At 51.0% G+C, this 25,624-nt stretch carries 23 protein-coding genes, 2 pseudogenes and 1 other annotated feature; of the genes and pseudogenes, 2 read left to right on the top strand and 23 right to left on the bottom strand.

The features are described 5' to 3' along the window. Positions 1–55: 55 nt before the first annotated feature. Positions 56–2,167 carry a methyl-accepting chemotaxis protein gene (locus N7E60_RS09950; RefSeq protein WP_269597380.1) on the top strand — a complete coding sequence of 704 codons (2,112 nt, stop codon included), beginning with the start codon at positions 56–58 and terminating at the stop codon, positions 2,165–2,167. A gap of 16 nt (positions 2,168–2,183) precedes the next feature. On the opposite strand, the gene N7E60_RS09945 is transcribed toward N7E60_RS09950, so the two are convergent. The 5 genes and pseudogenes from N7E60_RS09945 to N7E60_RS09925 form a co-directional block, all read right to left on the bottom strand. Next, positions 2,184–3,332, bottom strand: coding sequence for a ribosomal protein uL16 3-hydroxylase (locus N7E60_RS09945; RefSeq protein WP_096629403.1), 1,149 nt, complete (start codon positions 3,330–3,332; stop codon positions 2,184–2,186). Between the two features lie 110 nt (positions 3,333–3,442). Next, the gene (gene purB, locus N7E60_RS09940; RefSeq protein ID WP_069587347.1) at positions 3,443–4,810 is read right to left on the bottom strand and encodes an adenylosuccinate lyase; all 1,368 of its coding nucleotides are present in this window, start codon (positions 4,808–4,810) and stop codon (positions 3,443–3,445) included. A 25-nt stretch (positions 4,811–4,835) separates the two neighbouring features. Next, the gene (gene hflD / locus N7E60_RS09935; protein WP_269597378.1) at positions 4,836–5,480 is read right to left on the bottom strand and encodes a high frequency lysogenization protein HflD; all 645 of its coding nucleotides are present in this window, start codon (positions 5,478–5,480) and stop codon (positions 4,836–4,838) included. Positions 5,481–5,493: 13 nt separating this feature from the next. Further along, positions 5,494–6,603, bottom strand: coding sequence for a tRNA 2-thiouridine(34) synthase MnmA (gene mnmA, locus N7E60_RS09930; protein WP_269597376.1), 1,110 nt, complete (start codon positions 6,601–6,603; stop codon positions 5,494–5,496). Between the two features lie 425 nt (positions 6,604–7,028). After that, positions 7,029–7,658: pseudogene (locus N7E60_RS09925) on the bottom strand (pseudouridine synthase); the annotation flags it as partial. 139 nt (positions 7,659–7,797) lie between these two features. Between N7E60_RS09925 and icd the strand changes: the two are divergent. After that, positions 7,798–9,048 (top strand): NADP-dependent isocitrate dehydrogenase, encoded by a 1,251-nt coding sequence (icd, locus tag N7E60_RS09920; RefSeq protein WP_069587345.1) that lies wholly within the window; start codon positions 7,798–7,800, stop codon positions 9,046–9,048. A gap of 87 nt (positions 9,049–9,135) precedes the next feature. Here the strand turns inward: icd and pseI are convergent, their stop codons facing one another. From pseI to N7E60_RS09830, 18 genes and pseudogenes are all read right to left on the bottom strand, one after another. Next, the gene (pseI, locus tag N7E60_RS09915) at positions 9,136–10,182 is read right to left on the bottom strand and encodes a pseudaminic acid synthase (protein WP_269597374.1); all 1,047 of its coding nucleotides are present in this window, start codon (positions 10,180–10,182) and stop codon (positions 9,136–9,138) included. Then, positions 10,169–10,744, bottom strand: a complete 576-nt coding sequence (gene pseH / locus N7E60_RS09910; protein ID WP_269597372.1) for a UDP-4-amino-4,6-dideoxy-N-acetyl-beta-L-altrosamine N-acetyltransferase — start codon at positions 10,742–10,744, stop codon at positions 10,169–10,171. The genes pseI and pseH overlap by 14 nt, the downstream gene beginning before the upstream one ends. Further along, positions 10,735–11,811: a UDP-2,4-diacetamido-2,4,6-trideoxy-beta-L-altropyranose hydrolase gene (pseG, locus tag N7E60_RS09905; protein WP_269597370.1), complete on the bottom strand. Its 1,077-nt coding sequence runs from the start codon at positions 11,809–11,811 to the stop codon at positions 10,735–10,737. The genes pseH and pseG overlap by 10 nt, the downstream gene beginning before the upstream one ends. Continuing rightward, positions 11,808–12,512 carry a pseudaminic acid cytidylyltransferase gene (gene pseF / locus N7E60_RS09900; RefSeq protein WP_269597369.1) on the bottom strand — a complete coding sequence of 235 codons (705 nt, stop codon included), beginning with the start codon at positions 12,510–12,512 and terminating at the stop codon, positions 11,808–11,810. The genes pseG and pseF overlap by 4 nt, the downstream gene beginning before the upstream one ends. A 3-nt stretch (positions 12,513–12,515) precedes the next feature. Next, positions 12,516–13,667, bottom strand: coding sequence for a UDP-4-amino-4,6-dideoxy-N-acetyl-beta-L-altrosamine transaminase (gene pseC / locus N7E60_RS09895; protein ID WP_269597368.1), 1,152 nt, complete (start codon positions 13,665–13,667; stop codon positions 12,516–12,518). 6 nt (positions 13,668–13,673) lie between these two features. Continuing rightward, positions 13,674–14,669 (bottom strand): UDP-N-acetylglucosamine 4,6-dehydratase (inverting), encoded by a 996-nt coding sequence (pseB, locus tag N7E60_RS09890; protein WP_077484836.1) that lies wholly within the window; start codon positions 14,667–14,669, stop codon positions 13,674–13,676. Between the two features lie 1,289 nt (positions 14,670–15,958). Beyond that, positions 15,959–16,159, bottom strand: a complete 201-nt coding sequence (locus N7E60_RS09885) for a hypothetical protein (protein ID WP_269597367.1) — start codon at positions 16,157–16,159, stop codon at positions 15,959–15,961. Between the two features lie 822 nt (positions 16,160–16,981). Next, positions 16,982–17,284: pseudogene (locus N7E60_RS09880) on the bottom strand (IS5/IS1182 family transposase); the annotation flags it as partial. A 159-nt stretch (positions 17,285–17,443) separates the two neighbouring features. Next, positions 17,444–18,067 carry a bifunctional phosphoribosyl-AMP cyclohydrolase/phosphoribosyl-ATP diphosphatase HisIE gene (gene hisIE / locus N7E60_RS09875; protein ID WP_077460403.1) on the bottom strand — a complete coding sequence of 208 codons (624 nt, stop codon included), beginning with the start codon at positions 18,065–18,067 and terminating at the stop codon, positions 17,444–17,446. Then, the gene (gene hisF / locus N7E60_RS09870) at positions 18,064–18,837 is read right to left on the bottom strand and encodes an imidazole glycerol phosphate synthase subunit HisF (RefSeq protein ID WP_269597366.1); all 774 of its coding nucleotides are present in this window, start codon (positions 18,835–18,837) and stop codon (positions 18,064–18,066) included. Before hisF ends, hisIE begins: the two co-directional genes overlap by 4 nt. Beyond that, on the bottom strand, positions 18,819–19,556 hold the full coding sequence (gene hisA / locus N7E60_RS09865; RefSeq protein ID WP_077669612.1) for a 1-(5-phosphoribosyl)-5-[(5-phosphoribosylamino)methylideneamino]imidazole-4-carboxamide isomerase: 738 nt from the start codon (positions 19,554–19,556) through the stop codon (positions 18,819–18,821). Before hisA ends, hisF begins: the two co-directional genes overlap by 19 nt. A 6-nt stretch (positions 19,557–19,562) precedes the next feature. Beyond that, positions 19,563–20,162 (bottom strand): imidazole glycerol phosphate synthase subunit HisH, encoded by a 600-nt coding sequence (gene hisH / locus N7E60_RS09860; protein WP_269597365.1) that lies wholly within the window; start codon positions 20,160–20,162, stop codon positions 19,563–19,565. Next, a complete protein-coding gene (gene hisB, locus N7E60_RS09855; protein ID WP_408642323.1) occupies positions 20,162–21,229 on the bottom strand; it encodes a bifunctional histidinol-phosphatase/imidazoleglycerol-phosphate dehydratase HisB in 1,068 nt (355 codons plus the stop codon). Before hisB ends, hisH begins: the two co-directional genes overlap by 1 nt. A gap of 11 nt (positions 21,230–21,240) precedes the next feature. Further along, positions 21,241–22,293: a histidinol-phosphate transaminase gene (gene hisC, locus N7E60_RS09850; RefSeq protein WP_269598576.1), complete on the bottom strand. Its 1,053-nt coding sequence runs from the start codon at positions 22,291–22,293 to the stop codon at positions 21,241–21,243. Positions 22,294–22,295: 2 nt separating this feature from the next. Then, on the bottom strand, positions 22,296–23,612 hold the full coding sequence (hisD, locus tag N7E60_RS09845) for a histidinol dehydrogenase (RefSeq protein WP_269597364.1): 1,317 nt from the start codon (positions 23,610–23,612) through the stop codon (positions 22,296–22,298). Between the two features lie 6 nt (positions 23,613–23,618). Further along, complete coding sequence (gene hisG / locus N7E60_RS09840; protein ID WP_077455436.1) at positions 23,619–24,515, bottom strand: ATP phosphoribosyltransferase; 897 nt, start codon at positions 24,513–24,515, stop codon at positions 23,619–23,621. Between the two features lie 34 nt (positions 24,516–24,549). After that, positions 24,550–24,688 (bottom strand) — a sequence feature (His leader region). Between the two features lie 161 nt (positions 24,689–24,849). Next, positions 24,850–25,056, bottom strand: a complete 207-nt coding sequence (locus tag N7E60_RS09835) for a hypothetical protein (RefSeq protein ID WP_269597363.1) — start codon at positions 25,054–25,056, stop codon at positions 24,850–24,852. Between the two features lie 81 nt (positions 25,057–25,137). Further along, on the bottom strand, positions 25,138–25,614 hold the full coding sequence (locus N7E60_RS09830) for a YchJ family metal-binding protein (protein WP_096629367.1): 477 nt from the start codon (positions 25,612–25,614) through the stop codon (positions 25,138–25,140). Positions 25,615–25,624: the final 10 nt, after the last annotated feature.

Below are 25,624 nucleotides of genomic sequence, written 5' to 3'. Positions count from 1 at the left end.
AGGATGAGAATAGCGCTGGCGTTATGCGAGTGCGTTGTAATGACAAGGAGCTGTCATGAAATCCCTTTCAATCCAATGGAAAGTCACGCTAGTGGCTGGCGCGTGTGTTGCCATTACGGCAGCAGCGCTGCTGAGTTTTTCGTCGTACGTGAATCAGCAATTCCATCAAACCGTCAGCGCTGCGAGTACGCAGAGCTTAAAACAATCCGCACAGCGCTTAGCGACAAGCCAAGCACAAGTGCAAGCCACCCATGTTCAACGTTCGCTTGATGAGGCGGTGTACCGCGCACAAATGCTGGCCCAAAGTGTGGTGTATTTACAGTATAACGCGGAGCAAAATTTTACGGATAGTGGTGAGCTTCGCGGCTCGATTAATGAACTCGTCCGTCGCTCGGTCATGAACTTCGACAGTGTACAAGCAGCGTTTGTCGTGTTTAAGCCCAATGCACTTGACCAAGAAGATGAGTTTTACCAATTAGACAGCGAACGTGGCGCCAATGCCGCTGGCCGCTTTGCCAGTCTATGGCAAAAGCGTGGTGACCAGTTGACGCCATCAGTGCTGAGCGAATCACAAATTAATGATACCGCCCGCACCGCCTCCGGGCAGCCCAGCAATTATTGGTATCAATGCCCACTCAGCCAAGGTACAGCTTGTGTGTCTGCTCCCCAAAGCGACACAGAAGGCTTACATGTTACGATTTCCTCACCGCTGATGCGTGATAGTGACGTGCTCGGTGTGCTGGGGATTGAGATCCAATTGAATGATCTACAAGCCTTGATTGAGCAAGCGGACCAAGCACTCTTTGACGGCCGTGGGCATATTAGTGTGATCAGCCAGCGTGGTCAGCTAGTGGCAACCGATGAGCCGAATGCATTGGGGAGTGATATCTCGCAATTGCGTTATGCACCATCTCAGCTGTCAGAGTGGGTAAGTGCAGGGGACGCGAAAACGCAGTGGCAGCAAAGCCAATTAATGACCTATGTGCCGATTGCGTTACCCAGAGCAACATGGGGAGTGCTCATTTCGCTGCCGGAACAAGCATTGCTGGCGAGTGCGACACAGCTAGCGTTGCAGATAACCGCGCAACGCGCGCAAGCCGCCACAACTGAGCGTACCTTGGGCGTGATTGCCATTCTACTGGCTTTAGTCGTCGTGAGTCTTGCTGCTCGGCAAATCGTTAAACCATTACGCTTTTTAGCCTCTCGGTTAGCGGAGATTGCGGATGGTGATGGCGATCTGACTCAGCGCATTGTCCTCAAAAACCGCGATGAAATTGGCGTATTAGCTGGGCGGTTTAATCGCTTTCTCGATAAGCTCCAGCCCATCATGGCAAATGTGATTGATAGCGTTAAAGAAGCGGAACACACCGCTAAAGAAGTATCACGCGTGGCGGCGCAAACTCGAGATGGTAGTCGTGAACAAGTCTCAAGCTTGGACGCGGTGGCAACGGCCTCGGAACAAATGACGCAAACGGCGACGCAAGTCGCCCGCCATACCGAATCCGCGCTAAGCGCGGCCAGTGCCGTGAACACTGCGACGGAGCGTGGAGAGGCGATTGTCACAACCTCGTCTGAAGCGATGGCGCGCTTGGTCGAGACCCTCAATGGTGCCACGCATGATGCGCAAGCTTTACATAAAAGCAGCCAAGACATTACCGAGATTTTAACCGTTATTGATACCATGTCAGAGCAAACTAACTTGCTTGCGTTAAACGCGGCCATTGAAGCGGCGCGCGCAGGGGAGCAGGGACGCGGGTTTGCGGTGGTCGCAGATGAAGTCCGAGAATTGGCCCAGCGAACCAACCAGTCTATCTCGCAGATCCGTACCGTTATTGACTCGCTGCAGTCAGGGGCTGACTCCGTTGTCTCTGCTATTCACGATGGCAATCAACTGGCAGATCATACCGCGGAAAAAGTGCAAGAAACCGTAACTAGCCTAGATCAAATACGTGCGGCGATGCAGGAGATGATGGATCTGAATAGTGAAATAAGTGCTGCGGCTGAACAACAAAGTGCCGTCTCAGGCGATGTCACCCAAAACGTGACGAATATTCGTCAGCGCAGTGATGAACTCTTGTCGCATGCTGAATCCACCGCCAGCATCGCTAGCCAGCTTGAAGGGTTAGCAGGCCGCCAGCGTGCGCTCACGGCCCAATTTAAAGTATAACCTTGATGAGACGCGGTTACTCTGGTGCTTCCTCTAGGGGGTACCAGTAGCCGCGATTGACCCAAAGCGTGAGCATCGGCCAAAACAGGCTATTGTCAGCGGCATCGCCGAGGGTTTCCCAATCAATAAAGCGCTGATTACATAACGCTGGGGTGAGTGACTCACACCCTGCGGGTAAATCAAAGCTTTCACCGAGCATAAAAATCATTTCAGGCTGGTCTGGGTGATAAAACGCACGCAAGCCACTGAGTTTTTCTAAGCAAAGCCCATCTTGCATGGCGGCTTTGAGGCTATCAGGCTGCCACTGCGGATCGGGGCTGAGCAAGTCGAGCTCGTGTCGAGCCTGAGAGAGAAACTCGCCAATCCAGCGCTTTTTACGGGTTTCGTCGTGCATTAACGCCATCATCATCTCATCCATTTGCGCGAGATGTTGTGGATCCAATGCTGCCGGCGCGTCGGGTTGTGCTTGCATGGCTGGCCAATGGAAATGATGGTCGCCTGCTTCATCGACGATAACTTGGTCGGCATAGCTACTCAATAGCTCGCGGGCTTTTGGTGAGCGATAGCCAATTGAGTAACTGAGCGAGGGCTCTAGCGTATCCCCTTCATGCGGAAAGCCCGGTGGGATATAAAGAATGTCGCCCGGCTCTAACACCACATCGATGATGGCATCGAAGCCGGTAATTTGCTTAAGACCTGTTTCCAAATTGGCTTCTTGATACTGTCCCTTGGGTCCGACACGCCAGCGACGACGCCCTTGGCCTTGCACAATAAAGACATCATATTGATCAATATGAGGACCAACGCCGCCATGCGGTTGGGAATAGCACACCATAAGATCGTCGAATAACCACTGAGGCAGTGTCGAAAAGGCACTGGCTAACTCGCGGGCGCCCGGGTGCCAGTGGTTGGCTGCCTGAACAATCAGTTGCGCGTGAGTATCAGGAAAGTCGCTAAAATCCTCAAACGGTCCGTGGGCAACCTGCCATTGACCATTCGCGTGTGTCACCATGCGAGAATCAATATCGGCTTCCATCGCCAAGCCTGCGACTTCCTCTGGGTCGATGGGATCCTCGAAGTCTATAAAGCCTTGGCGGATAACGGTAGGCGCTTGGTGCCAATAGGTGGACATAAAGTCGGCAATGGAAAATTGAAACTGATACATAGCATCACAGGTTAAGAAATTTGCGGCAGTATAACGCGCTGAGCGGGGCGGTGCGAGGGGGATAAAAAACGGCCTCCAAATGGAGGCCGTGAGGTATGGGAGTGTTTTGCTTAAAGTTTGTCAGTGAGCTTGACCGCATCACCAATATAATTGGCAGGCGTCATTTGCTTAAGACGCGCTTTTTCATGCTCTGGTAAATCAAGGCCATCGATAAACTGGCGCATGCCTTCACCATCGACACGTTTCCCGCGCGTAAGCTCTTTCAGCTTCTCGTACGGCTTCTCAATCCCATAACGACGCATTACGGTTTGAACGGGCTCTGCCAGTACTTCCCAGTTTTTGTCCAATTCAGCTTCGAGCGCCGCTTGGTTCACTTCCAGTTTGCTGATCCCTTTAAGGGTCGAGGTATAAGCAATCAAGGTGTAGCCTACACCCACGCCCAAGTTACGCAGCACGGTGGAGTCAGTCAGATCTCGCTGCCAACGAGAAATCGGTAGCTTTTGGCCCAGATGAGAGAAAATCGCGTTCGCCAACCCTAGGTTGCCTTCCGAGTTTTCAAAATCAATCGGGTTCACTTTATGTGGCATGGTCGATGAACCAATTTCGCCCGCAACGGTTTTTTGCTTAAAGTGACCCAGTGCAATATAGCCCCAGATATCGCGGTCAAAATCGATCAAGATAGTATTAAAGCGCGAGACGGCATCAAAGAGCTCAGCAATGTAATCATGCGGCTCAATTTGGGTTGTATACGGGTTCCAATCAATACCAAGCGAGGTGACAAAGGCTTCGCTGTAGGCGTGCCAATCAATCTCTGGATAGGCTGAGAGGTGCGCATTGTAGTTACCGACTGCGCCGTTGATCTTACCGAGAATTTCAGTGCTCTCGACTTGTTTGATTTGGCGCGCCATGCGGTAGGCAACGTTCGCCATCTCTTTACCCATGGTCGAAGGAGACGCAGGCTGGCCGTGGGTGCGAGAGAGCATAGGCACATCACGGAACTGCTGAGCCAGATCTTTCACCGCCGCTTCAAGGCGCTTCATCTCAGGCAAGATAACGGTATCGCGCGCTTCTTTAAGCATCAGCGCGTGAGACAGGTTATTGATGTCTTCAGAGGTACAAGCGAAGTGAATAAATTCGTTAACAGCATTCAGCTCAGGGTTGTCAGCCACTTTTTCTTTTAAAAAGTATTCAACCGCTTTGACGTCATGGTTGGTGGTGCGCTCAATCTCTTTGATGCGCGCAGCGTCTTGCTCACTAAATTCAGCGGCAATGCGATCCAATAATGCATTGGCCTCATCACTAAACGCAGGCACTTCTGTGATGCTGTCAGTCGCAGCAAGCTTTTGCAGCCAGCGGATTTCAACGATGGTGCGATACTTTAGCAATCCAAATTCACTGAAAATCGATCGTAACGCAATCGTTTTCGTACCATATCGGCCATCGACCGGGGAAACAGCAGTCAGCGCTGACAGTTCCATTTTATGTCTCCTGAGTTCAATCTGATTAGCTACGGGCTAGAATAGTTTTGGCCTGCTCAACCATTTGTTTACGACCAAAAATGAGATGTCGGCGTTTACCGCCTACTTGGCGCCATAGTACGGTACTACGGATACCAGATAACAAGAGGGCACGCACACGATGTTGCACGCCGGTTTGTTGTAGGTGTTGCGGGTCGCCAGAAACCTGAATACGCGGGCCCAGTGGGCTGATGACGTCGAGATAAATACTGGCAAGATTACTGATCATTTGCTCATCAAGCAGATCAAAGTGGCTCGATTGGCGCTCGATGGTTTCGATCCGATCGCCCAATTGCGCCATGGCATCACGACGGCTGGCAAGCTTGCGCTCTAAGGCGAGCAAATTGATCAGATAACGCATTAGCTCGCTACCGTTGCTGCTATTATCCAGCTGGCTGATCAGCGCTTCCAAGCCTGAATGGAGCCCTGACTCACCGCCGCCAGTGACATTACCGACCTCACCGCGAAACACATCGAGCGTCGAGGACGGGTTCGTCATCACGATGCTGCTTAAGCTGGTACTGAGCGCGTCTTGGTCACAATAGCCCTGACGGGACACATCTTGCACCAGTTTCGCTGCCTGACAAATGCTCGCAAAAGCGAGGGTGCGATCATAAATCGTCTCTGCCACTGATCACGGCTCCTTAAATACGTTGCTCGATAATACCACCACCTAAGCACACGTCGCCGTCATAAAAAACAGCGGATTGGCCAGGGGTGACCGCAATTTGCGGCTCGTCGAATGTCACTTTTATGGTGTCATTATCAACAGGCGTGATAGTACATGATATATCGTGTTGACGATATCGGGTTTTGACTGTGCAACGGCGTGTCTCGGTCACATTCTCGCGATCGACCCAGTGTAATTGGGCAGCCATTAAGCCTGCAGAGAATAAGCGTGGATGATCATGGCCTTGACCTACAATCAGTACATTGCGTTCAACGTCTTTATCGACCACATACCAGGGCGCTTCGCTACCGTTACCGCCTTTTAATCCGCCAATCCCTAAGCCTTTACGTTGGCCCAGGGTATGATACATCAAGCCTTGGTGCTCACCGATGTTCTCGCCATCGGTCGTTTCGATGGGCCCCGGTTGCGCGGGTAAGTACTGCGATAAAAAGTCAGTAAATTTGCGCTCACCAATAAAACAGATCCCGGTGGAGTCTTTTTTCTTTGCGGTCACCAAGCCTTGTTCTTCGGCAATTTGGCGTACTTGTGGCTTTTCGAGATCGCCAACTGGGAATAAGCTACGTGCAATCTGATCGTGGCTGAGTGTATATAAGAAGTAGCTTTGGTCTTTATTGCTATCAAGGCCACGCAGCATCTGTACTTTTTCACCATTGTCGGGGAAAGATCGACGCACATAATGGCCCATAGCAATATAATCGGCGTCTAGCACTTCGTCGGCAAACTCGAGAAATGCCTTAAATTTAATTTCTTTATTGCACAGAATATCTGGATTCGGCGTACGGCCTGCTTTGTACTCGGTCAAAAAATGCTCGAACACATTGTCCCAATACTCAGCGGCAAAATTAATGGTATGTAGCTCAATGCCCAACTTATCGCAGACATCTTGCGCATCGGCCAAGTCTTCTGCAGCAGAGCAGTATTCTTCGTTGTCATCTTCTTCCCAGTTTTTCATAAACAGGCCTTCGACCTGATAACCCTGTTGTTTCAACAAGTAGGCAGAAACGGACGAATCAACACCGCCGGACATTCCGACAATCACTTTTTTGCTGCTGTTATCTGACATGGTGATCACAAATGCTGCTATCAATAAACGGACGCTGAGTTTAACAGAATCAAATCGCCGGATACAGATGTGATAAGGCTCACACGTTAACCGTTATCTAAAGTAGATAGATGGTTGCGTGGACGGCGACCGATGCAGCTTATGTTGATGCGATTAAATATCAATGGCGGACATAGTCTGTGATTGGGTGCCGCGCAAAGACCCTCCGCGCCATGGATGGCGCGGCGGAGCCTCCAGGGATGGATTCACGGCGTGTCTGTGCGTGGTATCTAATCTCAGAGCGGTGACGACAATTGCTGTGAAGCTTGGCTTTATCGAGCCTTCTTCGACGGTGCGCGCTTGGACGATCGAGTGCGCCCACGCGGTGCTTTCCCTTTTGGCCCTTTGGGTTTAGGGGTGAACTGCTCAAAGCCTTTCGGCGGATCAACCTCACACCACTGGCCTGGCTGCAAATCATCCAGCTGCCAGGCGCCGAGTTGGGCGCGAATCAAGCGCAGCGTCGGGTGGCCAATATGGGCAGTCATCCGACGTACTTGTCGATTTCGCCCCTCGTGCAGCACCACCTTTAACCAGGTAGTGGGAATGTTGGCGCGATAGCGTACCGGAGGATGGCGTTCCCACACGGCGGGTGACGCCATTTTTGATACCTCAGCGGGTAGCGTTAGACCATCTTTTAGCTCCACACCGTCGCAAAGCGCTTGAATCGCTTCATCGCTGGGCTCACCTTCCACTTGGACCCAATAGGTTTTGGGAGATTTAGATGAAGGCTGGGTTAATCTGGCTTGTAAGGCGCCGTTATTGGTAAGGACCAGCAACCCCTCGCTGTCCTTATCAAGCCGACCGGCTGGATAGACATCTTTGACTGATACGATGTCGGCTAATGTGCTATCGGCGGGTTCGCCACTGAATTGCGTTAACATATTATACGGTTTGTTAACGAGAATAACGCGTGTAGTGCGTGGGGATGAAGCTTGAGTGGGCGGTGCTGTTAGCGCTTTTTTCGTTGTGTTTAAAACAGTGTTCGATGCTGGCTTGGCGCGGGGTTTCTTGGTCATAAGGACTGTCAAATAGATTAAACGGCAAATGAGACTTCCGTATTATACACGTAATAATCTGTTTGGCGTGTTGCGTGAATTCAAGTATCCTCAGTGCGCATCTTACACAAAGATAACAAATGGACGCTAGGAGATTAAAATGGAAAGTAAAGTAGTTGTACCGGCGGAAGGTCAGAAGATCACGCTCGACGGCACAAAACTGGTAGTCCCTAACCACCCAATCATCCCTTACATTGAAGGGGACGGCATCGGGATGGATGTTAGCCCTGCAATGATTAAAGTTGTTGATGCAGCAGTTGCTAAGGCCTACAACGGTGAGCGTAAGATTTCATGGATGGAAATCTACACCGGTGAGAAATCCACCAAGGTATACGGTGATGATCAATGGCTGCCTGCTGAAACACTTGATTTTATTCGTGAATATAAAGTTGCCATCAAAGGCCCACTGACAACCCCTGTGGGTGGTGGTATTCGTTCTCTGAACGTAGCCCTTCGTCAAGAACTCGATCTTTACATCTGCGCGCGTCCTGTTCGCTACTTCACTGGCGTTCCTAGCCCACTGAAAAAGCCAGAAGACACTGACATGGTGATCTTCCGCGAAAACTCAGAAGACATCTACGCGGGTGTTGAGTTTAAAGCAGGCACCGCGGAAGCGGATAAAGTGATTAAGTTCCTGCGTGAAGAAATGGGCGCCAACAAAATCCGTTTCCCTGAGCAGTGTGGTGTAGGCATTAAGCCAATCTCAGAAGAAGGCACTAAGCGCCTGGTTCGTGCGGCGCTTGAGTACACCATCGATAACGATCGCGACTCACTGACTATCGTCCACAAAGGTAACATCATGAAGTTTACCGAAGGGGCGTTTAAAGACTGGGCGTATGAAGTGGCCAAAGAAGAATTTGGTGCTGAGTTGCTGGACGGCGGTCCTTGGATGACGATGAAGAATCCAAAAACCGGCAAACAGATCACCATCAAAGACTCCATCGCGGATGCGTTCTTGCAGCAAATCCTGCTGCGTCCGGCGGAGTATGATGTGATTGCCACTATGAACCTGAATGGCGACTACATCTCCGATGCATTGGCAGCGCAAGTTGGTGGTATCGGTATTGCTCCTGGTGCCAACATTGGTGACGGTGTGGCGCTGTTTGAAGCTACCCACGGCACGGCGCCGAAATACGCCGGTCAAGATAAGGTGAACCCAGGTTCACTCATTCTTTCTGCAGAAATGATGCTGCGCCATATGGGCTGGTTTGAAGCCGCTGATCTGGTGATCAAAGCAATGGAAAAAGCGATTGCGAACAAAACAGTGACCTATGACTTTGAGCGTCTGATGGAAGGTGCAAGCCTGCGTAAGTGCTCTGAGTTCGCAGATGACATGATTGCGCAAATGTAATCGCATTATCGCACGATGATAAAACCCGGCTCGCTAGCCGGGTTTTTTGTTTGTGGTCTTGGGAATAACAATAACCTACTCAGGCTATCAGTCTATATCTTCCCACGACAACGGAGTGCCTTTAGTTAACGCGCGTGTTGCGCGCTTTCCGAGCACGGTATCATAGTGTTTCGGTGCCAACCCAAAGCCCGGACGAATACTGCGCACATTATCGGGCGTCAGTGGCTCACCGAGTGCGATATCCTCACAGACATACAAAGAACGCCTAAATTGACGGTTGCTCGACTCGGCCTCTCGTATAGTGAGGGCGCTTTCTCCTAACGCTTGCCACGCCGCGTGGGTTTGCTCACAAAGCGCACTGAGTGCAGGTGGCGTAAGCGAGAAAGCGGCATCCGGGCCTCCCGAATCTTCAGAGAGCATCACATGTTTTTCAATCACGCACGCGCCGAGTGCGATGGCTGCGATCGCGGCGATGTTAGTCAGCGAATGATCGGATAAGCCCGCCAAGGTTTGATAGCGTGTGGCTAAGGTTGGGATGGTTCGCAGATGGCTTTGTTCAATCGGCGCAGGGTAGGCGCTGATACAATGAAGCAACACCAGCTCACGACAGCCGTTATCACGGGCCGTCGCCACCGCCTCGGCAATCTCTGTCTCGTCAGCCATGCCGGTTGAGATGATCATCGGTTTACCGGTTTGCGCGGCATAGTGAATCAAGGGCAAATCAATCGCCTCGAACGAGGCAATTTTATAGGCAGGAGCGTTAAGATCTTCGAGCAAATCAATCGCTGAGCAATCAAAAGGAGAGGAGAATAAGGTGATGCCTTCTTTTCTCGCGTGATCAAATAACGGCTTGTGCCACTCAAACGGGGTTTGTGCCCAGCGATATAGCTGGTGGAGACTATAACCATCCCATAGTCCGCCCTTGATCTGAAACTCATCGTGGTCGCAATCAAGGGTAATGGTATCGGCGGTATAGCTTTGCATTTTGACGGCATCGGCACCGCAAGCTTTGGCCATGGAAATGGTTTGTTTGGCAAGCTCAAGGCTACCATTATGGTTCGCCGACATTTCGGCAATGATATAGGGAGGATGCTGGGGGCCGATCAAACGGCCTGCAATCTTAATGTCGTTCATAAACCGTATCGATATTCAGTTTGGTTTGAAGGGCGCTGGCGCCTTGCTGCCACTCATCCGCGGACAAAGACAGGCATACAATCTCGACTGTCTTTCCCTCAGGCAGGGAAAAGGTGCGTTGCCGACTTTGCGGCGTTTCACGAAAGCCAAAGCGTTGATGTAGCCGAACCACCCCCTGATTATGACTGAGCACCTCACAGTTCAATTGGGTCACGCCCAAGGTCTCAAATGCTAAACTTAATGCGCCAAACTCCATGAGTGCGCCGCTGCCACGCGGTGCATCCGGAGCCGCATAAAAAGCCCAGGTCGCACTTGTCCTATTCTCGCTATCGAGGTCAAGATTGACCACGCCAAGTGGCTTGTCCGGTTGGCCGTCTACGCACTTGTAAACGATATAGAAATAACGGTGCGTGTTGGCGAGCATATGGCTGAACCATGCTTTGTGCTCATCATGGCTAATTTCATGCTGGGTGTACATAAACTGGCGGACAGTGGGACGGTTGCGCCAATGCCATAAAGTGTCACTGTCCGCGTGACTCACCGCTTTAAAAATCAGTTGCATAAGTGATGCTCCAAGGCCGCGACCACGCGCTCTGCGCCTTTTCCATCAGTGATCGCTGGTAGGGTAGGAAGCTGATGCCAGTTTGCCGCAAGGTGCTGCAGTGCAGATGCGTAATCTTGCCAGCGGGTGTGCTCACCGCGTCCTAAGTATTGATAGCCCGGCTGTCCGGCGAGATACTCGGCCATGGCGTGTTGGTTTTCCGCCACACACACCAAGGTGCTCGGGACCCCCAAGCAGCTGCGCTCAATGGCAGTCACACCGGCCGCCCCAAACGCGTAGCGCGCCCGTGCCATGTGGGTATCAAAGTTCGAAAGAGCTTCCACTACGCGAACCCCATCGGGGACAGGCGCTTTACACAATGCTTCGCGGTCTGGGTTACGCCGTCCGGTGACAATTAATAGCGAGAAAGGCAGTCTCTCGCACTTCTGCTCTTGTGCTAGGTGTTTGACCGCGTCAACGAGCTTGCGGTTTTCACCGGTCGGGTCCGTGCCGGAGAAAAAGGCGATCACCTTATCTTCCCGCGGCGGCGGAGACTGATGTAAGGCGGCAAATGCTGGACGCAATAGTGCATAGTCTGGCCCCAATAAGCATCGGGTTTGTGAATTTAAAAGCTGTGACGCGTAGCGCGTAGTCAGGTCAGGCCAAGGATTTTGATCGAGTAAAAACGCGCAATCGTGGGGCCGATTGGCTAAATCATCGACCACCATCACCGGACAGCCCAATTGGGTGTAAATTGATTGCTCCCAGCGGGCATCTAAGGCGTAATGATCCACCACCACTAAATCCACCGGCTGGTTAGCCACGCATGCGCTTGTCTCTTCGGCATCTTGCCGCTGGCTCACACCCAGCCAATCGGTGTTGCTAAGCGAGTTTTTGGGGGCAGGCAACGCCGCCACCGTTAAGCCTTGCTCTTGGCTGACCGCTATCAAATTGCCGGGTAAATCGCGACAGACCAAGGTTACCTGATGACCAGCCCTTTGTAGCATGTTAGCCAACACGTGCATGCGGCTGACGTGTCCGGTGCCTATCGCTTGGGAGGCATCGACTCGAATGGCAATATGGCTCATAGCAAGGCTTGTTGCTCCAACAGTTGATACATTAGCTCAGCGCGTAGCCAGTCATCCGGTTCATCAATGTCTTGCACGCGGTAATGAGGGATCAACACGGCTTTCGAATGGGGGGCAAAAACCGGCTCGCGCGCTAAAAACGCACTTGGTGTGCCCCAGTAAAACATTCCCGCATCGTGGTACGCCGGTTGTAAGTCTTGTGAACGGGTGGTGAAGTGCTCGGGCCACAACATGCTGACACTGCCATCGGCATCGACATGAATACTGCGCTGAATTGGAAAGGCGTAGCGGGTGGCGGCAAAACTGTATTTGACGGTGTCGCCGTTCAGTAACGCTAAGCCTTGGCGCAAGTCATCCGTGGTGACAAAGGGAGTGGTCGCATACAGGCAGCATACCGCTTGCAAAGGCGTGTGCTGTGGCGACTGGTTCAGCCACTGGATCGCATGCTCAAGCACATCCAAGGTCGTGGCGTGATCACCGGCAATCTCGGCGGGACGTACAAAAGGCACTTCAGCTCCTGCATCGCGCGCCACACTGGCAATGTCGTCGCAATCGGTGGAAACCAAGACGCGATCGAATAGCCCACTTTGACGTGCTGTCGCAATGGCATAAGTGATAATGGGCGCACCGTTAAACAGTTTGAGGTTCTTGCCCGGAATGCGCTTGCTGCCACCTCGGGCGGGAATAATACATACATTCATCGGTCACGCGTCCTCAATGGCTTTTTGTAGCGCAGCAATCACTGTATCTTGCTGTTGCTTGGTTAAATCGGGGTAAAGCGGCAAAGTGAGTGCGCCCGCGTAATACTGTTCGGCAAGCGGGAAGTCTCCGGGCTCGAAGCCCAGTGCCTGATAGTAAGGTTGCGTATGCACAGGAATATAGTGCACGTTCACGCCAATGCCTTGCGCACACATTGCTTCAAAAACGGCGCGGCGTGTATCGGCGTGCTCAAGCTCAATCAAATACAAATGCCATGCCGACTCAGGGTCTAAAACGGGCCGCTTGACGGGCAAATCCGCCAGTGCCTGATGGTAACGCTCGGCGAGTGCAAACCGTCTGGCGATAAAGGAACGAAGCTGGGTTAATTGTGAACGGCCAAGTGCAGCATGAATATCCGAGAGGCGATAGTTCATCCCCAATGCATGCTGCTCATAACCCCAAGGCGGCAAGGCTGCGTGGCAGTCTTCTGCATCACGGGTGATCCCGTGGCTACGTAACTGACACAGCGCTTTCGCCAATGTGGCATTTTGGGTAGTGGCAACCCCTGCCTCTCCCGCGGTAACCACTTTGACAGGATGAAAACTAAATACGCTAATATCGCTGTACTGGCATCCACCCACCGCCGCTTCTTGATAGTGGGCGCCCATCGCATGTGACGCATCCTCAATAATGGCCACCTGATAACGCTTGGCAAGCGCGGCAATCTCGGCCATTGGCGCACTGGCACCGGCCATATGCACCACCACCAGCACTTTGGGCAAGGTGTGAGTAGCGGCCGCTTGCGCTAGCTTTTTCGCGAGCTGCTTGGGGCATAGGTTACGTGTGTTCGGGTCGATATCGACAAAGTCCACCTCGGCACCACAGTATCGACCACAATTGGCTGACGCGACAAAGGTAATGGGCGAGGTCCATAAACGATCGCCTGGGCCTAGTTCTAGGGCCAGACAAGCGAGATGCAGGGCAGATGTCGCGCTATTGACGGCGACCGCATGCGCAGCCCCGGTGAGTTCGGCGACGGCGGCTTCAAAAGCCGGAACTTGCGGGCCTTGCGTCAGATAATCACTTTTTAGCACCTCAAGCACAGCGGCGTAGTCTTGCTCACTAAGATGCTGCTTTCCGTATGGGATCAACGCCATACTCCTTTACTGCTCGGCGTCGAGTTGCAAAATGGCCTCGACGGTTAACACATCTGGGTTAGTGCCTGATTGATACTCAAAGCCCTCTGGCACGGGCTGTCCTTTTTCGCCCAACGCATTTTCTCGATAGTCATCATCGGCATCGTAGAACTTAATGGTGGGACAAATCACGTAATGATCGGCAAATTCGAGCGTCAGGTGCGCATCATCAGCCGGACACATCACTTCATGCATTTTCTCGCCGGGACGAATGCCTATCACCTTGACGGGAGTATTCGGGGCATAGGCGCTGGCGAGATCCGTCAGACGAACCGATGGGATCTTAGGGACAAATATTTCACCGCCATACATGCGCGAAAAGTTTTTCAGCACGAAATCCACCCCTTGCTGCAAGGTAATCCAAAAACGGGTCATTTCAGGATGGGTAATGGGCAAATGATCCGCGCCTTCCGCTGCCTTTTTCTTAAACAAAGGCACCACAGAGCCGCGCGAGCCGACCACATTGCCATAGCGCACCACCGAAAAACGTGTCTTTTGGCCCCCGGTCATATTGTTAGCGGCGACAAACAATTTATCTGAACACAGTTTGGTGGCGCCATAGAGATTATTGGGGCTGGCGGCTTTATCGGTCGAGAGCGCAATCACCTTTTCCACCCCGTTGGCAATCGCAGCGCGAATCACATTCTCTGCACCGTGAATGTTGGTCTTGATACACTCCATCGGGTTGTATTCGGCGGCAGGTACCTGCTTGAGTGCAGCGGCATGAATCACATAGTCAATGCCTTGCATCGCTTGCATTAAACGATCGCCATCACGCACATCGCCAATAAAATAGCGCATGCAAGGGGCGTTAAAGGTTTGCTGCATTTCATATTGCTTGAGCTCATCGCGAGAGAGCACCACGAGGCGACGTGGTTGATAGCGTTCAAGCAGGGTGCGGACGTACTTTTTACCAAAAGAGCCAGTACCGCCGGTGATCAGAATGGATTTGCCGTTAAACATAGGACGCCTTGTCACTAACTGTCGGGAATACAGGCAGTTTAACTGATCTGAGCTGGATTTGGCGATCTGCTACGGCCATGACGCGCGATTAAGCGACATCAAGCGGTTTTATTTTTTCTACCTCGTGTTTAATTGATTGCGACGCCTCCCAAAGATCAACGGCCCTTTGCGCATTGAGCCAAAACTCAGGCGAGTTACCAAACAGACGTGCTATAGCGATATCCACGGTATCTACCCCGAACTATTTTAGAATCGGCCTATATGATCACAGCCAGAGGAGATCATCAAACTGATCTTTTTTGGTTTAAAAGACGTTCGCGATCTCGCCTAGGTCTAGGGGCAAGCCAGCATAAATAGAATCCACCTATATCAAGGTCAACAAACCCTAGTAGTATGAAAATTTAATTGCCTATATAAATCTAATAGATACCTAATGTTACAAACCCTATTAGGAATCCAAATGAAACACCCCACACATCTGCGTTTGTTTCCAATTTTATAAGCTTACCCCATACGTATTTATTTTCTATAATCACCGATATAGCAATAATTGGAACTAAACATATGAAAAGCATAGATTTATCTTGAAAAAACGGAAACTCTCCAAGCAGTAGACGATGGAAACCTTCGCACTGCCGAGCTAAACAATAACCAACTACCGACCCGGCAATGCTGGGAATAATACACCTTTTTGGTATCAAGATAATGATCCTTCTTTGTTATTTTTATGATTTCTATTAGTCAAATATGACTCGATAATTAAGCTAACCAGTATTGACTGAAAAATTGCCAAAGTCACAAGCAATAAGCTGATTATTATAACAGGGCCACCAACAACCAATCCAGTACCAAGTGTAGAAACCAAGTAACTAGAAAGTGCATAAGAGCCAACAAAAGCAGCGGTATTTATGACTACCTGACCGACCTTTTGACTAGTGCTATATCTGGGTTTAGTATAGTGTTAATGATCGATATTGCTAAGCTTGCAGTTCCTAATATCTTTGCAATGATGCTCTAAATATCGCTAGATTAATAAATTCGATCATGTAGGGAATTGCACCGTTTTACTCATGTGTTTTTATTGCTTACTCATCAATCTGGAAGTGTTAAAGCCATTATTTATCAGTATGTTACTGTATAGGTTCTAGTTAGTTGTTTTGTAAAAGGTTTAGACTTAAGGCAACGACGATTGATGGGTTTTTCCGATCATGTTTTAGCTTATTAATTTAGTTTAATAGAATTGAAGAATAAATAATTTATAATCATTTGCAAACCTAAACTTCTATCGATCATACGGATGGGAAAATAAAAAAATAAAAACCACCATAGAAGAAAATAAACATAATGAATGTCACTAATCCAGCAAAAAAATGCGATTTATTTTCATGATAACTAATCCAACCACCAGCAAAAAATATTTCTTTTGTTACAAAAGCACATATTACATTTAACAGCGACAACGCAAAAGCAATAAAAAATAGTATTTCCATTATTCACCTTGTTTTATAAAACATAAAATAGATAGAAGAATTTCGCCTTAATATATTAGTTTGAATAACTGATTAACTACTTCTATCAATCCAGAAATAGACACTGAGAGAATAAAGCCCATAGTCTGGGGGCAAGCCAGAACGAATAGAATATCCACCTATTCCGAGATTTTACCCAACTGCCAGTCCGCGCTGACTGTTGCCGGAACCGGAGTTGAAGTCACTAAAAACATAACTACTAAAGTTAGTGGCAGGCCAAAGTAAATCATCATTTTCAGCGTTAGCAGAACAAGATGTTACAAAATTTAATAATAGTAAGAGGGGTTTCCTTTTCCTCGTAGAATAGCCTTCCTTTATAGTTTTATTTCTATAGCTAGGAGCTATTGATTTTTCGTGGTTTATTTCTACTGCGTTATCGGCTTTTCATATAGGCTAGCTACACGTCAAAAGCTCGTCTTTGTATAAATTTACCACAAAGTGCTATAAAAGATAGATAGAAAGGTCAATACCCCCTAGTAACAAGTTGATTGTTTTGTGTAAAGTTATATTTTTCTATGTTTAGTACATTACATTAATCAACAATCTCGAACATTTACAAATCGAAAATTTTCGACCAACAACACCCGAATATTGAATAAATAGACATGTGATTTACATAATGCTGCGAGCTAAAAATGTTATATAACATTTTCCTTAAATGTCAGCATTTAAGCCATGATTGGGCTAGACCGCGAGCGCTTTTTGACCCAAAAGATCGGTTTGACGAGGCGTTGTTGTTCAAGTTAGTCACCTAACTCACTGATAAGAGTGAGGTTGTTCCCATCAGTCAACTTGGCAACTAACAGGCATATCGAGTTGATTGACTTTGTTCATCACTTTTATGTTGGCCAATGCTTCGCCAACTTGTGCATCGTAATTACGTAGTGTCAGCTGAGGGATGAGTAACTTTTTGTATCGAGTTATCCCTGTTTCCGACAGAGAGCGTTGGTGATAACCCGCTTCTTGTTTCCCATCTTCCCTGTCACCGGGTTTCAAGGATTTGACGGCTGCATTGCGAGGACGGCCGTCCTCCCAGTAACCCGCATTGCTGCGCGGTGGAATGGTCGGTTTAATGCCTTTTCTCCTGTGACCTATCTTGAGGCTTTGATGATCTGATCGCCGCTAGAGTGACAAGTTCAATGATTTAGGAAACAACACCGTTTTAAGCAACTTAGCACAACTTAAAAAGCGCCGCATGTGGGCAGCGCTTTGGAGGGACCTTGTTTACACTAACGCGCGTGGCCGTTAGCCTTGATGGCGAGAGGCGAGGACTTCGGTCACTTGATGGAGGCTAAGCTCTTGGTCTTGCAGTAATACCAACAGGTGATAGAGCAAGTCGGCGCTTTCGTTTAATAGCTCGGCCTTATCGCCTGCCGTGGCCGCGAGGGCGACTTCGACGCCTTCTTCTCCCACTTTTTGCGCGATACGCTTGGTGCCTTTGGCAAATAAGCTTGCAGTGTAAGACTCATCAGGCGCGGCGTCTTTGCGGCTGGCAAGTACTTGCTCTAGGCTCGACAAAAAGCCGGGGCCGGTGTGTGGCGGTTTATTGTCACTGTCAAAGCAGGTGGTCGTGCCGAGGTGACAGGTGGGTCCATGCGGCGTCGCCGTGACCAACAAGGTGTCTTGATCGCAATCGAGTGCAATGTGCTCAAGGCTTAACACATGACCGGAGCTTTCGCCTTTTACCCAAAGACGCGACTTGCTGCGCGACCAAAAAGTGACGCGACCGGTTTCGAGCGTCGCGTTCAGTGCATCGGCATTCATATAGCCCAGCATTAACACTTGGCCGCTATCGCTGTGTTGGATAATCGCAGGCACCAAGCCGGCGTTTTTCTCCCAATCGATACGTTCTACCCACGCTGCCGTCATACTCTTACCTCGATCCCTTGTTGTTTTAATGTTTGTTTTAATTCGCTTATCGCGATGATTTGTTTGTGAAACACCGAAGCGGCCAGCGCGCCATCGACATTCGCTTGTAAAAAGGCGTCGGCGAAATGCGACATTTCACCGGCACCGCCGGAGGCAATCAGAGGCACCTGACAGCGCTCTCTTACCATGTTGAGTTGGGTTAAGTCATAGCCTTGGCGCACGCCATCGCGGTTCATCATATTGAGTACGATTTCGCCCGCGCCTCGCTGTTGGACTTCCTCAACCCAGGCAGCGGTTTGCCAAGGCGTGGCCTGAGTACGGCTTTCATCGCCGGTAAATTGATAGACTTGATATTGCCCGGTCGCTTCATCGAAGAAAGAATCAATCCCAACCACCACGCACTGCACGCCAAACTTATTGGCCAGCCGAGTGATCAAACTTGGGTCGGCCAAGGCGGGTGAGTTAATCGATATTTTATCCGCACCGAATTCCAAGATTTGCTGGGCATCGGCTTCGCATTTAATCCCACCGGCAACGCAAAACGGGATATCAATTACTTCCGCGACGCGACTGACCCAGCTTTTATCGACCACCCGGCTGTCACTGGAGGCGGTGATGTCATAAAACACCAACTCGTCAGCGCCTTCTTCGGCATAGCGTTTGGCGAGCGGGACGATATCGCCGATGATTTCGTGATTGCGAAATTGCACGCCTTTGACCACTTGTCCGTCGCGGACGTCCAAACAAGGAATTATCCGTTTTGCCAGCATGCGATCGCCTCCTCTGCGCTAAAGTTGCCTTCCAGTAGGGCGCGGCCGACGATCACGCCTGCGACGCCGGTATTGCGCAAGGCGCGAATGTCTTCGAGACTGCCAATGCCGCCTGATGATTGAAACGCAATGCTCGGATAGCGCTGACACAAGTCGCGGTAAAGCGCCACATTGCTGCCTTGCAAGGTGCCATCGCGGGAGATATCGGTGCACAGCACATGCTCTAGCCCGACGGACAAATAATCGTCGAGGAGCGCTTCAATGGTGACGCCGGAGTCTTGTTGCCAACCGGACACCGCCACGCGTCGCGTCCCGTCGCTGTCGATGTGAATGTCGAGTGCCAATACAATCCGGTCAGGGCCGTAGGTTTGCATCCAGCCTTTAACCAAATCGGGGGATTTAACCGCGGTGGAGCCGATCACTACGCGCTGCGCGCCGGTGTTCAGCAGCTCAATCACGTCCATTTCGGTGCGCACGCCACCGCCAATTTGGATGTTGGCAGGCGTTGATTGCAAAATCTCGGTGATTAAATCGACCTGACGCGCGGTGGGATCTTTAGCGCCGGTTAAATCCACGAGGTGCAACCAATCCGCGCCCGCTTGATGGTAACGCGCAAACTGCTCACGCGGGTCAAAACTGTAGTCGGTTTTTTGCTGATAATCTCCTTGATAAAGGCGCACCACTTGGCCGTCTATCAAGTCGAGTGCTGGTATAATCATCCTTGCTTACATCTCCAAAAAGTTCTGAATCAAACGCGCGCCCACTTTGCCCGAGCGCTCAGGGTGAAACTGAACCCCGAAGTAATTGCCTCGATTGATGGCCGCACTGAACGCATGACCATAATGACATTGTGCCAAGGTGTAATCACCGACCGGCATAGCGTAACTGTGGACAAAGTAAAAGTGGCTGCCTGCGGGAATGCCATCGAATAAGGGATGGTCATTGACGGTGGCGACTCGGTTCCAACCCATATGAGGCAGAGGCTGCCCAGCGGTATCCATCAGTTTGGTGGGCGCGGGGATGTGGCCGAGGCACTCAACGGGACTATCGCCTTCATCGGAGTGCATCCCCAACATTTGCATACCAAGACAAATTCCCAGTAGCGGTTGCTCTACTTGCTTAACCAAATCTACCAAGCCGCGCTCGGTGAGGTTTTTCATCGCTTCGCTGGCCGTGCCGACGCCGGGCAAAAAGAGTTTATCTGCCCCTAGCACCACGTCCGGATCGCGGCTTAGTGTGGCTTGATACCCCAAACGCTCAACAGCAAAGCGTACTGAGGCCACATTGGCGCAACCGGTATCGATAATGACAGTCTGTTTGCGCATTACAGCACTCCTTTACTGCTTGGCAGGGCGTCGCCTTCGACCTTGATGGCTTGACGCAAGGTGCGGCCAAAGGCTTTAAATAAGCTTTCCACCAAGTGGTGGGTGTTTTCGCCCGACACCGTCAGGTGCAGAGTACAGGCCAAGGTGTCGGTCAATGAGCGGAAGAAGTGTCCCACCATTTCGGTCGACATATCGCCCACTTGTGGCTGCGGGAAGCTGGCCTCAAATTTCAAATAGGGGCGTCCGGATAAATCCAACGCACATTGCGCCAAGCACTCATCCATCGGCAGGCTAAAGCCAAAGCGGCCAATGCCGCGCTTATCTCCCAGCGCCCGTTTGAGCGCGTCGCCCAACGCGAGGGCGGTATCTTCAATGGTGTGGTGGTCGTCGATGTGCAAATCGCCTTTAACGCGTACGTTGAGCTGAAAGCCGCCGTGGGTGGCAATTTGATCCAACATGTGGTCAAAAAAGCCCAGTCCGGTTTCAATGCGACTGCCGCCACTCTTATCTAGATTAACATCCACCTGAATATCGGTTTCTTTGGTGGTGCGAGTAACGCTGGCCAGTCGCGGCTGCTGGGTGAGGCGCTCGACAATCTGTGGCCAGCCCATCACCTCACGTTGATATTTGATGCCTTGTAGCGCCATATTGTTCGCTAAGGTGATATCGGTGTCGCGATCGCCAATCACAGCCGATTGGGCGAAATCAATCCGGCCTTGCTGCAAATAGTCTTTTACTAAGCCCAATTTGGGTTTGCGACAGCTACAGTCATCGCTGTCAAAGTGCGGGCAAATCAGTACGTCTTCAAAATGGATCCCTTGCGAGCGAAACAGCGCCATCATCATGTTGTGTGGCGCATCAAAGTCCGCTTGCGGGAAGCTCTCGGTTCCCAGACCATCTTGATTGCTCACCATCACCAAGGTGTAACCCGCCGCTTGCAGGCTAAGTAGTGCGGGGATCACGTCCGGCTCAAAGGCCAATTTATCCAGACGATCTACTTGATAATCTTCAGGCGGTTCCACAATCAAGGTGCCATCACGGTCAATAAATAAAATCTTGTCTTTCACAGTGGTTGTCCTTATTCACTGAGCTGCTGGCGGATAAAAGCCAACACTTTTTCACATTCGTCACGGTTGCCAATACTGATGCGTAAGCTGTTCTCGACTGCGGTACGGCGCACAATAATCCCCGCATTACCCAAGTGCTCGAACACCGCATCGGTGTCGTCCAGGCTTATCAGCAGGTAGTTACCAAATCCTGGATGTACCTTGATGCCGGGCAGCATACTAAGGCCGGCTTGCAGGTAGGCACGGTTGGCGGTTAAGTCTAAAACTTGATATTTCATCCGCGCTAAACCGGCCTCGGAGAGCGCTTGTTCAGCAATGTCTGCTACGGGGACCGGCACGGGATATGGCGGGATCACCTTGAGCATCAGGTTAATAATCGCGGGACTGGCGAGGGTAAAGCCGCAACGCAGTCCCGCCAGAGCGAACGCTTTTGATAGGGTGCGCAAAATGGCCAGATTATCAAAGCGTGCGAGCAAGTCGGCGCAGGTCGCTTCTGGACTAAATTCAATATAGGCCTCATCCAGTACCACAATCGCGCGATCTTGAGTGCGGGTAAGTAGCGCTTCTATGTCGTCGCGGTTAATGAGATTGCCGGTCGGATTATTGGGACTACACACGAAGATAAGCTTGATGCTGGCATCTGCCTCCAAGGCGGAATCAATTCCTGCCATGTCCAGCTGCCAGTCCGCGGTGAGAGGCACTTGGGTGGTCGCGATCCCTTGGTTTTCTGCACTGACCGCATACATGCCATAGGTAGGCGGGCAAATTAGCACGCTATCTTGGTTTGGCTCGCAAAAGGCACGCAGCAACAGATCAATCCCTTCATCGGCGCCACGAGTGGTAATCACTTGGCCCGTGTCTACCCCCGCATAGTTGGCATAGGCATTAATCAATGATGCCGGCTGACAGCTGGAGTAGCGATTGAGCCCTTGTCCACTTACGGTGTAAGTATTGTCAAAGGGTGACTCGTTGGCATTGAGCCAAACATCCCCGCTACCGCCGATACGGCGGGCTGACTGATAGGGAGTAAGCGCTTGTACTTGCTCACGGGCGAGTTTTTCGATGCTCATGCTAACGGGTCCTCTGAGGCTTGAGTTTGTTGTAGTTTAGTCAGACGAATTTCGACCGCTTGGCGGTGTGCATCCAAGCCTTCTGCTTCGGCAATACGCATCACTGTTGGGCCCAGTGCTTGCAAACCCGTGTCGCTAAGCTGTTGCACTGTCATTCGCTTGGTAAAGTCGGCCAGCCCAAGGCTGCTGTAGGTGCGCGTATAACCATAAGTGGGGAGCACGTGATTGGTGCCAGAGGCGTAATCGCCCACAGACTCGGGCGAGTATGCGCCCAAGAAAATCGAGCCAGCGTTATCCAATAGGGGCAATAAGTCCCTTGGCTGTTGAGTTTGCACAATCAAGTGCTCTGGCCCATAACGGTTAGAAATCGACACGCACTGAGTGAGGGTGTCGGCAATAATAATCACACTGCTGCCCAGCGCTTGTTTGGCAATCGCAGCGCGGTTGAGCGTGGTTAATTGCTGCTGCACTGCATCCGCCACTTTCTCTGCCATTTCTGGCGCGGGGGTCACCAGCACCACTTGCGAGTCGGGGCCGTGCTCCGCTTGGCTGAGTAAATCAGCGGCAACAAAGTCCGGATCTGCGCCAGCATCAGCAATCACTAACACTTCCGAGGGGCCAGCAGGCATATCCATGGCTGCGCCATTGGCGGCCAGGCTCACTTGCCGTTTGGCTTCGGTGACATAGGCATTACCCGGGCCAAAAATTTTATCCACCTTGGTCACGCTTTGGGTGCCAAAGGCCATCGCCGCCACCGCTTGTGCGCCGCCCAGGGTATAAATCTCATCAATCTCGCACAGTTTGGCGCAGTATAAAATTTCATCGGCCACCGGCGGTGGGGTACACAGCACCACTTTACGACAGCCGGCAATTTGTGCGGGTACGCCCAACATCAATACGGTAGAGGGCAAGGGGGCACTCCCGCCAGGAATATACAGACCGACGCGGTTAATCGGGCGAGTGATGGATTCGCACACTACCCCCGGCATGGTTTCGACTTTCAACGGCTGCGCTTTTTGCGCACGGTGAAAGGTGCTGATGTTATCGTAGGCTTGGCGTAAGGCGAGTTTGATATCTTCTCCCAAGCGCGCTTCAGCCTCGGCCAAGGTCCCTTTGTCGAGTTTGATGCTATCCAGTTCGACACCATCAAACTTTTGGGTCAATGCTTTTAAGCTTTCATCTCCCCGTTCACGGACATCGGCGATAATCTCCGCGACGCTCGCTTGGGTTTGGGCGCCGGTTGTGATTGCAGGGCGGCGCATTAAGCCTTCTTTTTGTGACTCTCCGAGTGATTTCCAGACTACTGTACGCATGGCGACTTACTCCATCATCTTTTCAATCGGCAGGACCAAAATTGAGCTTGCGCCCAACTGCTTCAATTTTTCCATCGTTTCCCAGAACAGATTCTCGGTGCTCACAAGGTGCACAGCAACACGGTTTTTCTCGTGAGCCAACGGCAAGATGGTGGGATCTTCCGCGCCGGGGAGTAATTCGACCACTTGCTCTAGGGTGTCGTTTGGCGCGTGGAGCATGATGTATTTAGACTCTTTGGCTTGGATGACCCCTTGCATGCGAGTGAGCAAGCGTTCAATCAATGCGGTTTTTTCGTCACTGAAGCGGCCCTCGCGCTGGATCAATACCGCTTTGGAGCGGAAAATGACTTCCGCTTCTTTCAAGCCGTTCGCTTCTAAGGTGGCGCCCGTTGAGACCAAATCACAAATCGCATCAGCGAGCCCTGCACGCGGCGCGACTTCGACTGAGCCATTGAGCATACAAGTGCTAAAGCTCACACCTTGTTTGTCCATATAGGCTTTAAGGATGTTGGGGTAGGTGGTGGCAATGCGTTGGTTGGCCAGATCTTGTGGGCCGTTATAGCTTTGGTCTTTATCGAGGGCGATGGAGAGACGACAGCCGCCGAAATCGAGTCGGCGCAGCAGTTGATATTGGCTAGGCTCGCCCAGCTTGATGCGCTCAAGGCGTACTTCCTCTAGTTCGTTTTCGCCAATTACCCCTAAATCAACCACGCCGTCCATGATAAGGCCCGGGATATCATCGTCACGGACCAGCAGCAGATCGAGAGGCATGTTTTCGGCGTGGACCACTAAACGTTCACCGGTGTAATTGATTTTTACCCCGCAGCGTTTAAGCAGCTCTTGGCATTCTTTGGCGAGGCGCCCCTTTTTTTGGATGGCGATACGTAGGCGTTGTGTTTGCATGTGTGCTTCCTTGTCTAAAAATGAAAAGCTAAAAAAGAAAAAACCCTCGGAAGACGGTGCTCCCGAGGGTCTGAATTTGTTAGCTGGCTAATGACCGACGGAAGCGCTTTTTACTCGTCTTCCAGTCGAAACCATTCCTCCCGAAAGACTAGTCAGGATGATGGTGGTGATGCATTGTCATTAGCGTTGGAGTCATTTTTTGATGTCCATTTACGTTGGTCAATCTCGTCTCTTTTTTGACAATATCAAAGTGAGCTTAGATTGCAACTCCCAATGTGGAGATTTTTTCACCGCCTACAGCGGTAAGCGGTGACGCCGAATCAAACGGTGGCGCCTATACGTAGACATCCAGCGAGCCATCATCTTTTTTGCGTGGCGCGTTCTCTTTTTCAGCTTTTGGTGACGCATCATGATCCGATGGGTCATCCAAGCGGCGTTGTTTGCGCTCTTCAATGCTAGCCTGTTTCTTAATCGCCCAAACTTTGGTGGGTGGTGCAGAGGGCTTTCGGTACACAGGACTTAGGTTGCCAAGCCAATTCATAGTGCGTCCTCCTAGCGTCTTAATTAGAGTATCGACCAGAGAACGCAAAGCTTGATTGTTTTTTGAGCAGCTTAGGGTGGGTTAGCCACAACACTTTTTAAATTTGCGTCCGCTGCCACACGGGCAGGGGTCATTACGTCCCGCTTTGACATGACCGGGGAAGACACCATCGATATATCGCCACTGAAGCTGTCCATCGATCGTTTCTTTGACAAAACGAGAGCGCTCGAACAGGCACTGAGGCTCACCGTCGGCAATAAAGTGAGCTTTGAAGGTCACAAAGCCAAGTGCACCTTGTTGCAACACCTCGCTATCGAGCACCTCGAGAGACTGCCACTGATGTTGGGTCATGGTGGCAATGTCTTCACGAAACGAGCTGGCGCCACATTCACTGTGATAGGTCGCAACAATAAAATCCACCAAGCCTTTGGGGTGTGCACTATAACGAGCGCGCATCAATTGCTCAGGATGAGACGCATTGGCAGGGTTTTGGTGAATAGGGGCGCAACAGTCTTGATAGGTTTTATGACTGCAACAAGGGCACAAGTCAGTTTGCATAGCTTTCTCT

This window comes from Salinivibrio proteolyticus (genome assembly GCF_027286365.1).
Lineage (GTDB): Bacteria > Pseudomonadota > Gammaproteobacteria > Enterobacterales > Vibrionaceae > Salinivibrio > Salinivibrio proteolyticus.
The sequence above is the reverse complement of the archived record's forward strand: the minus strand, read 5'-3'. Positions and strand labels throughout refer to the sequence as shown.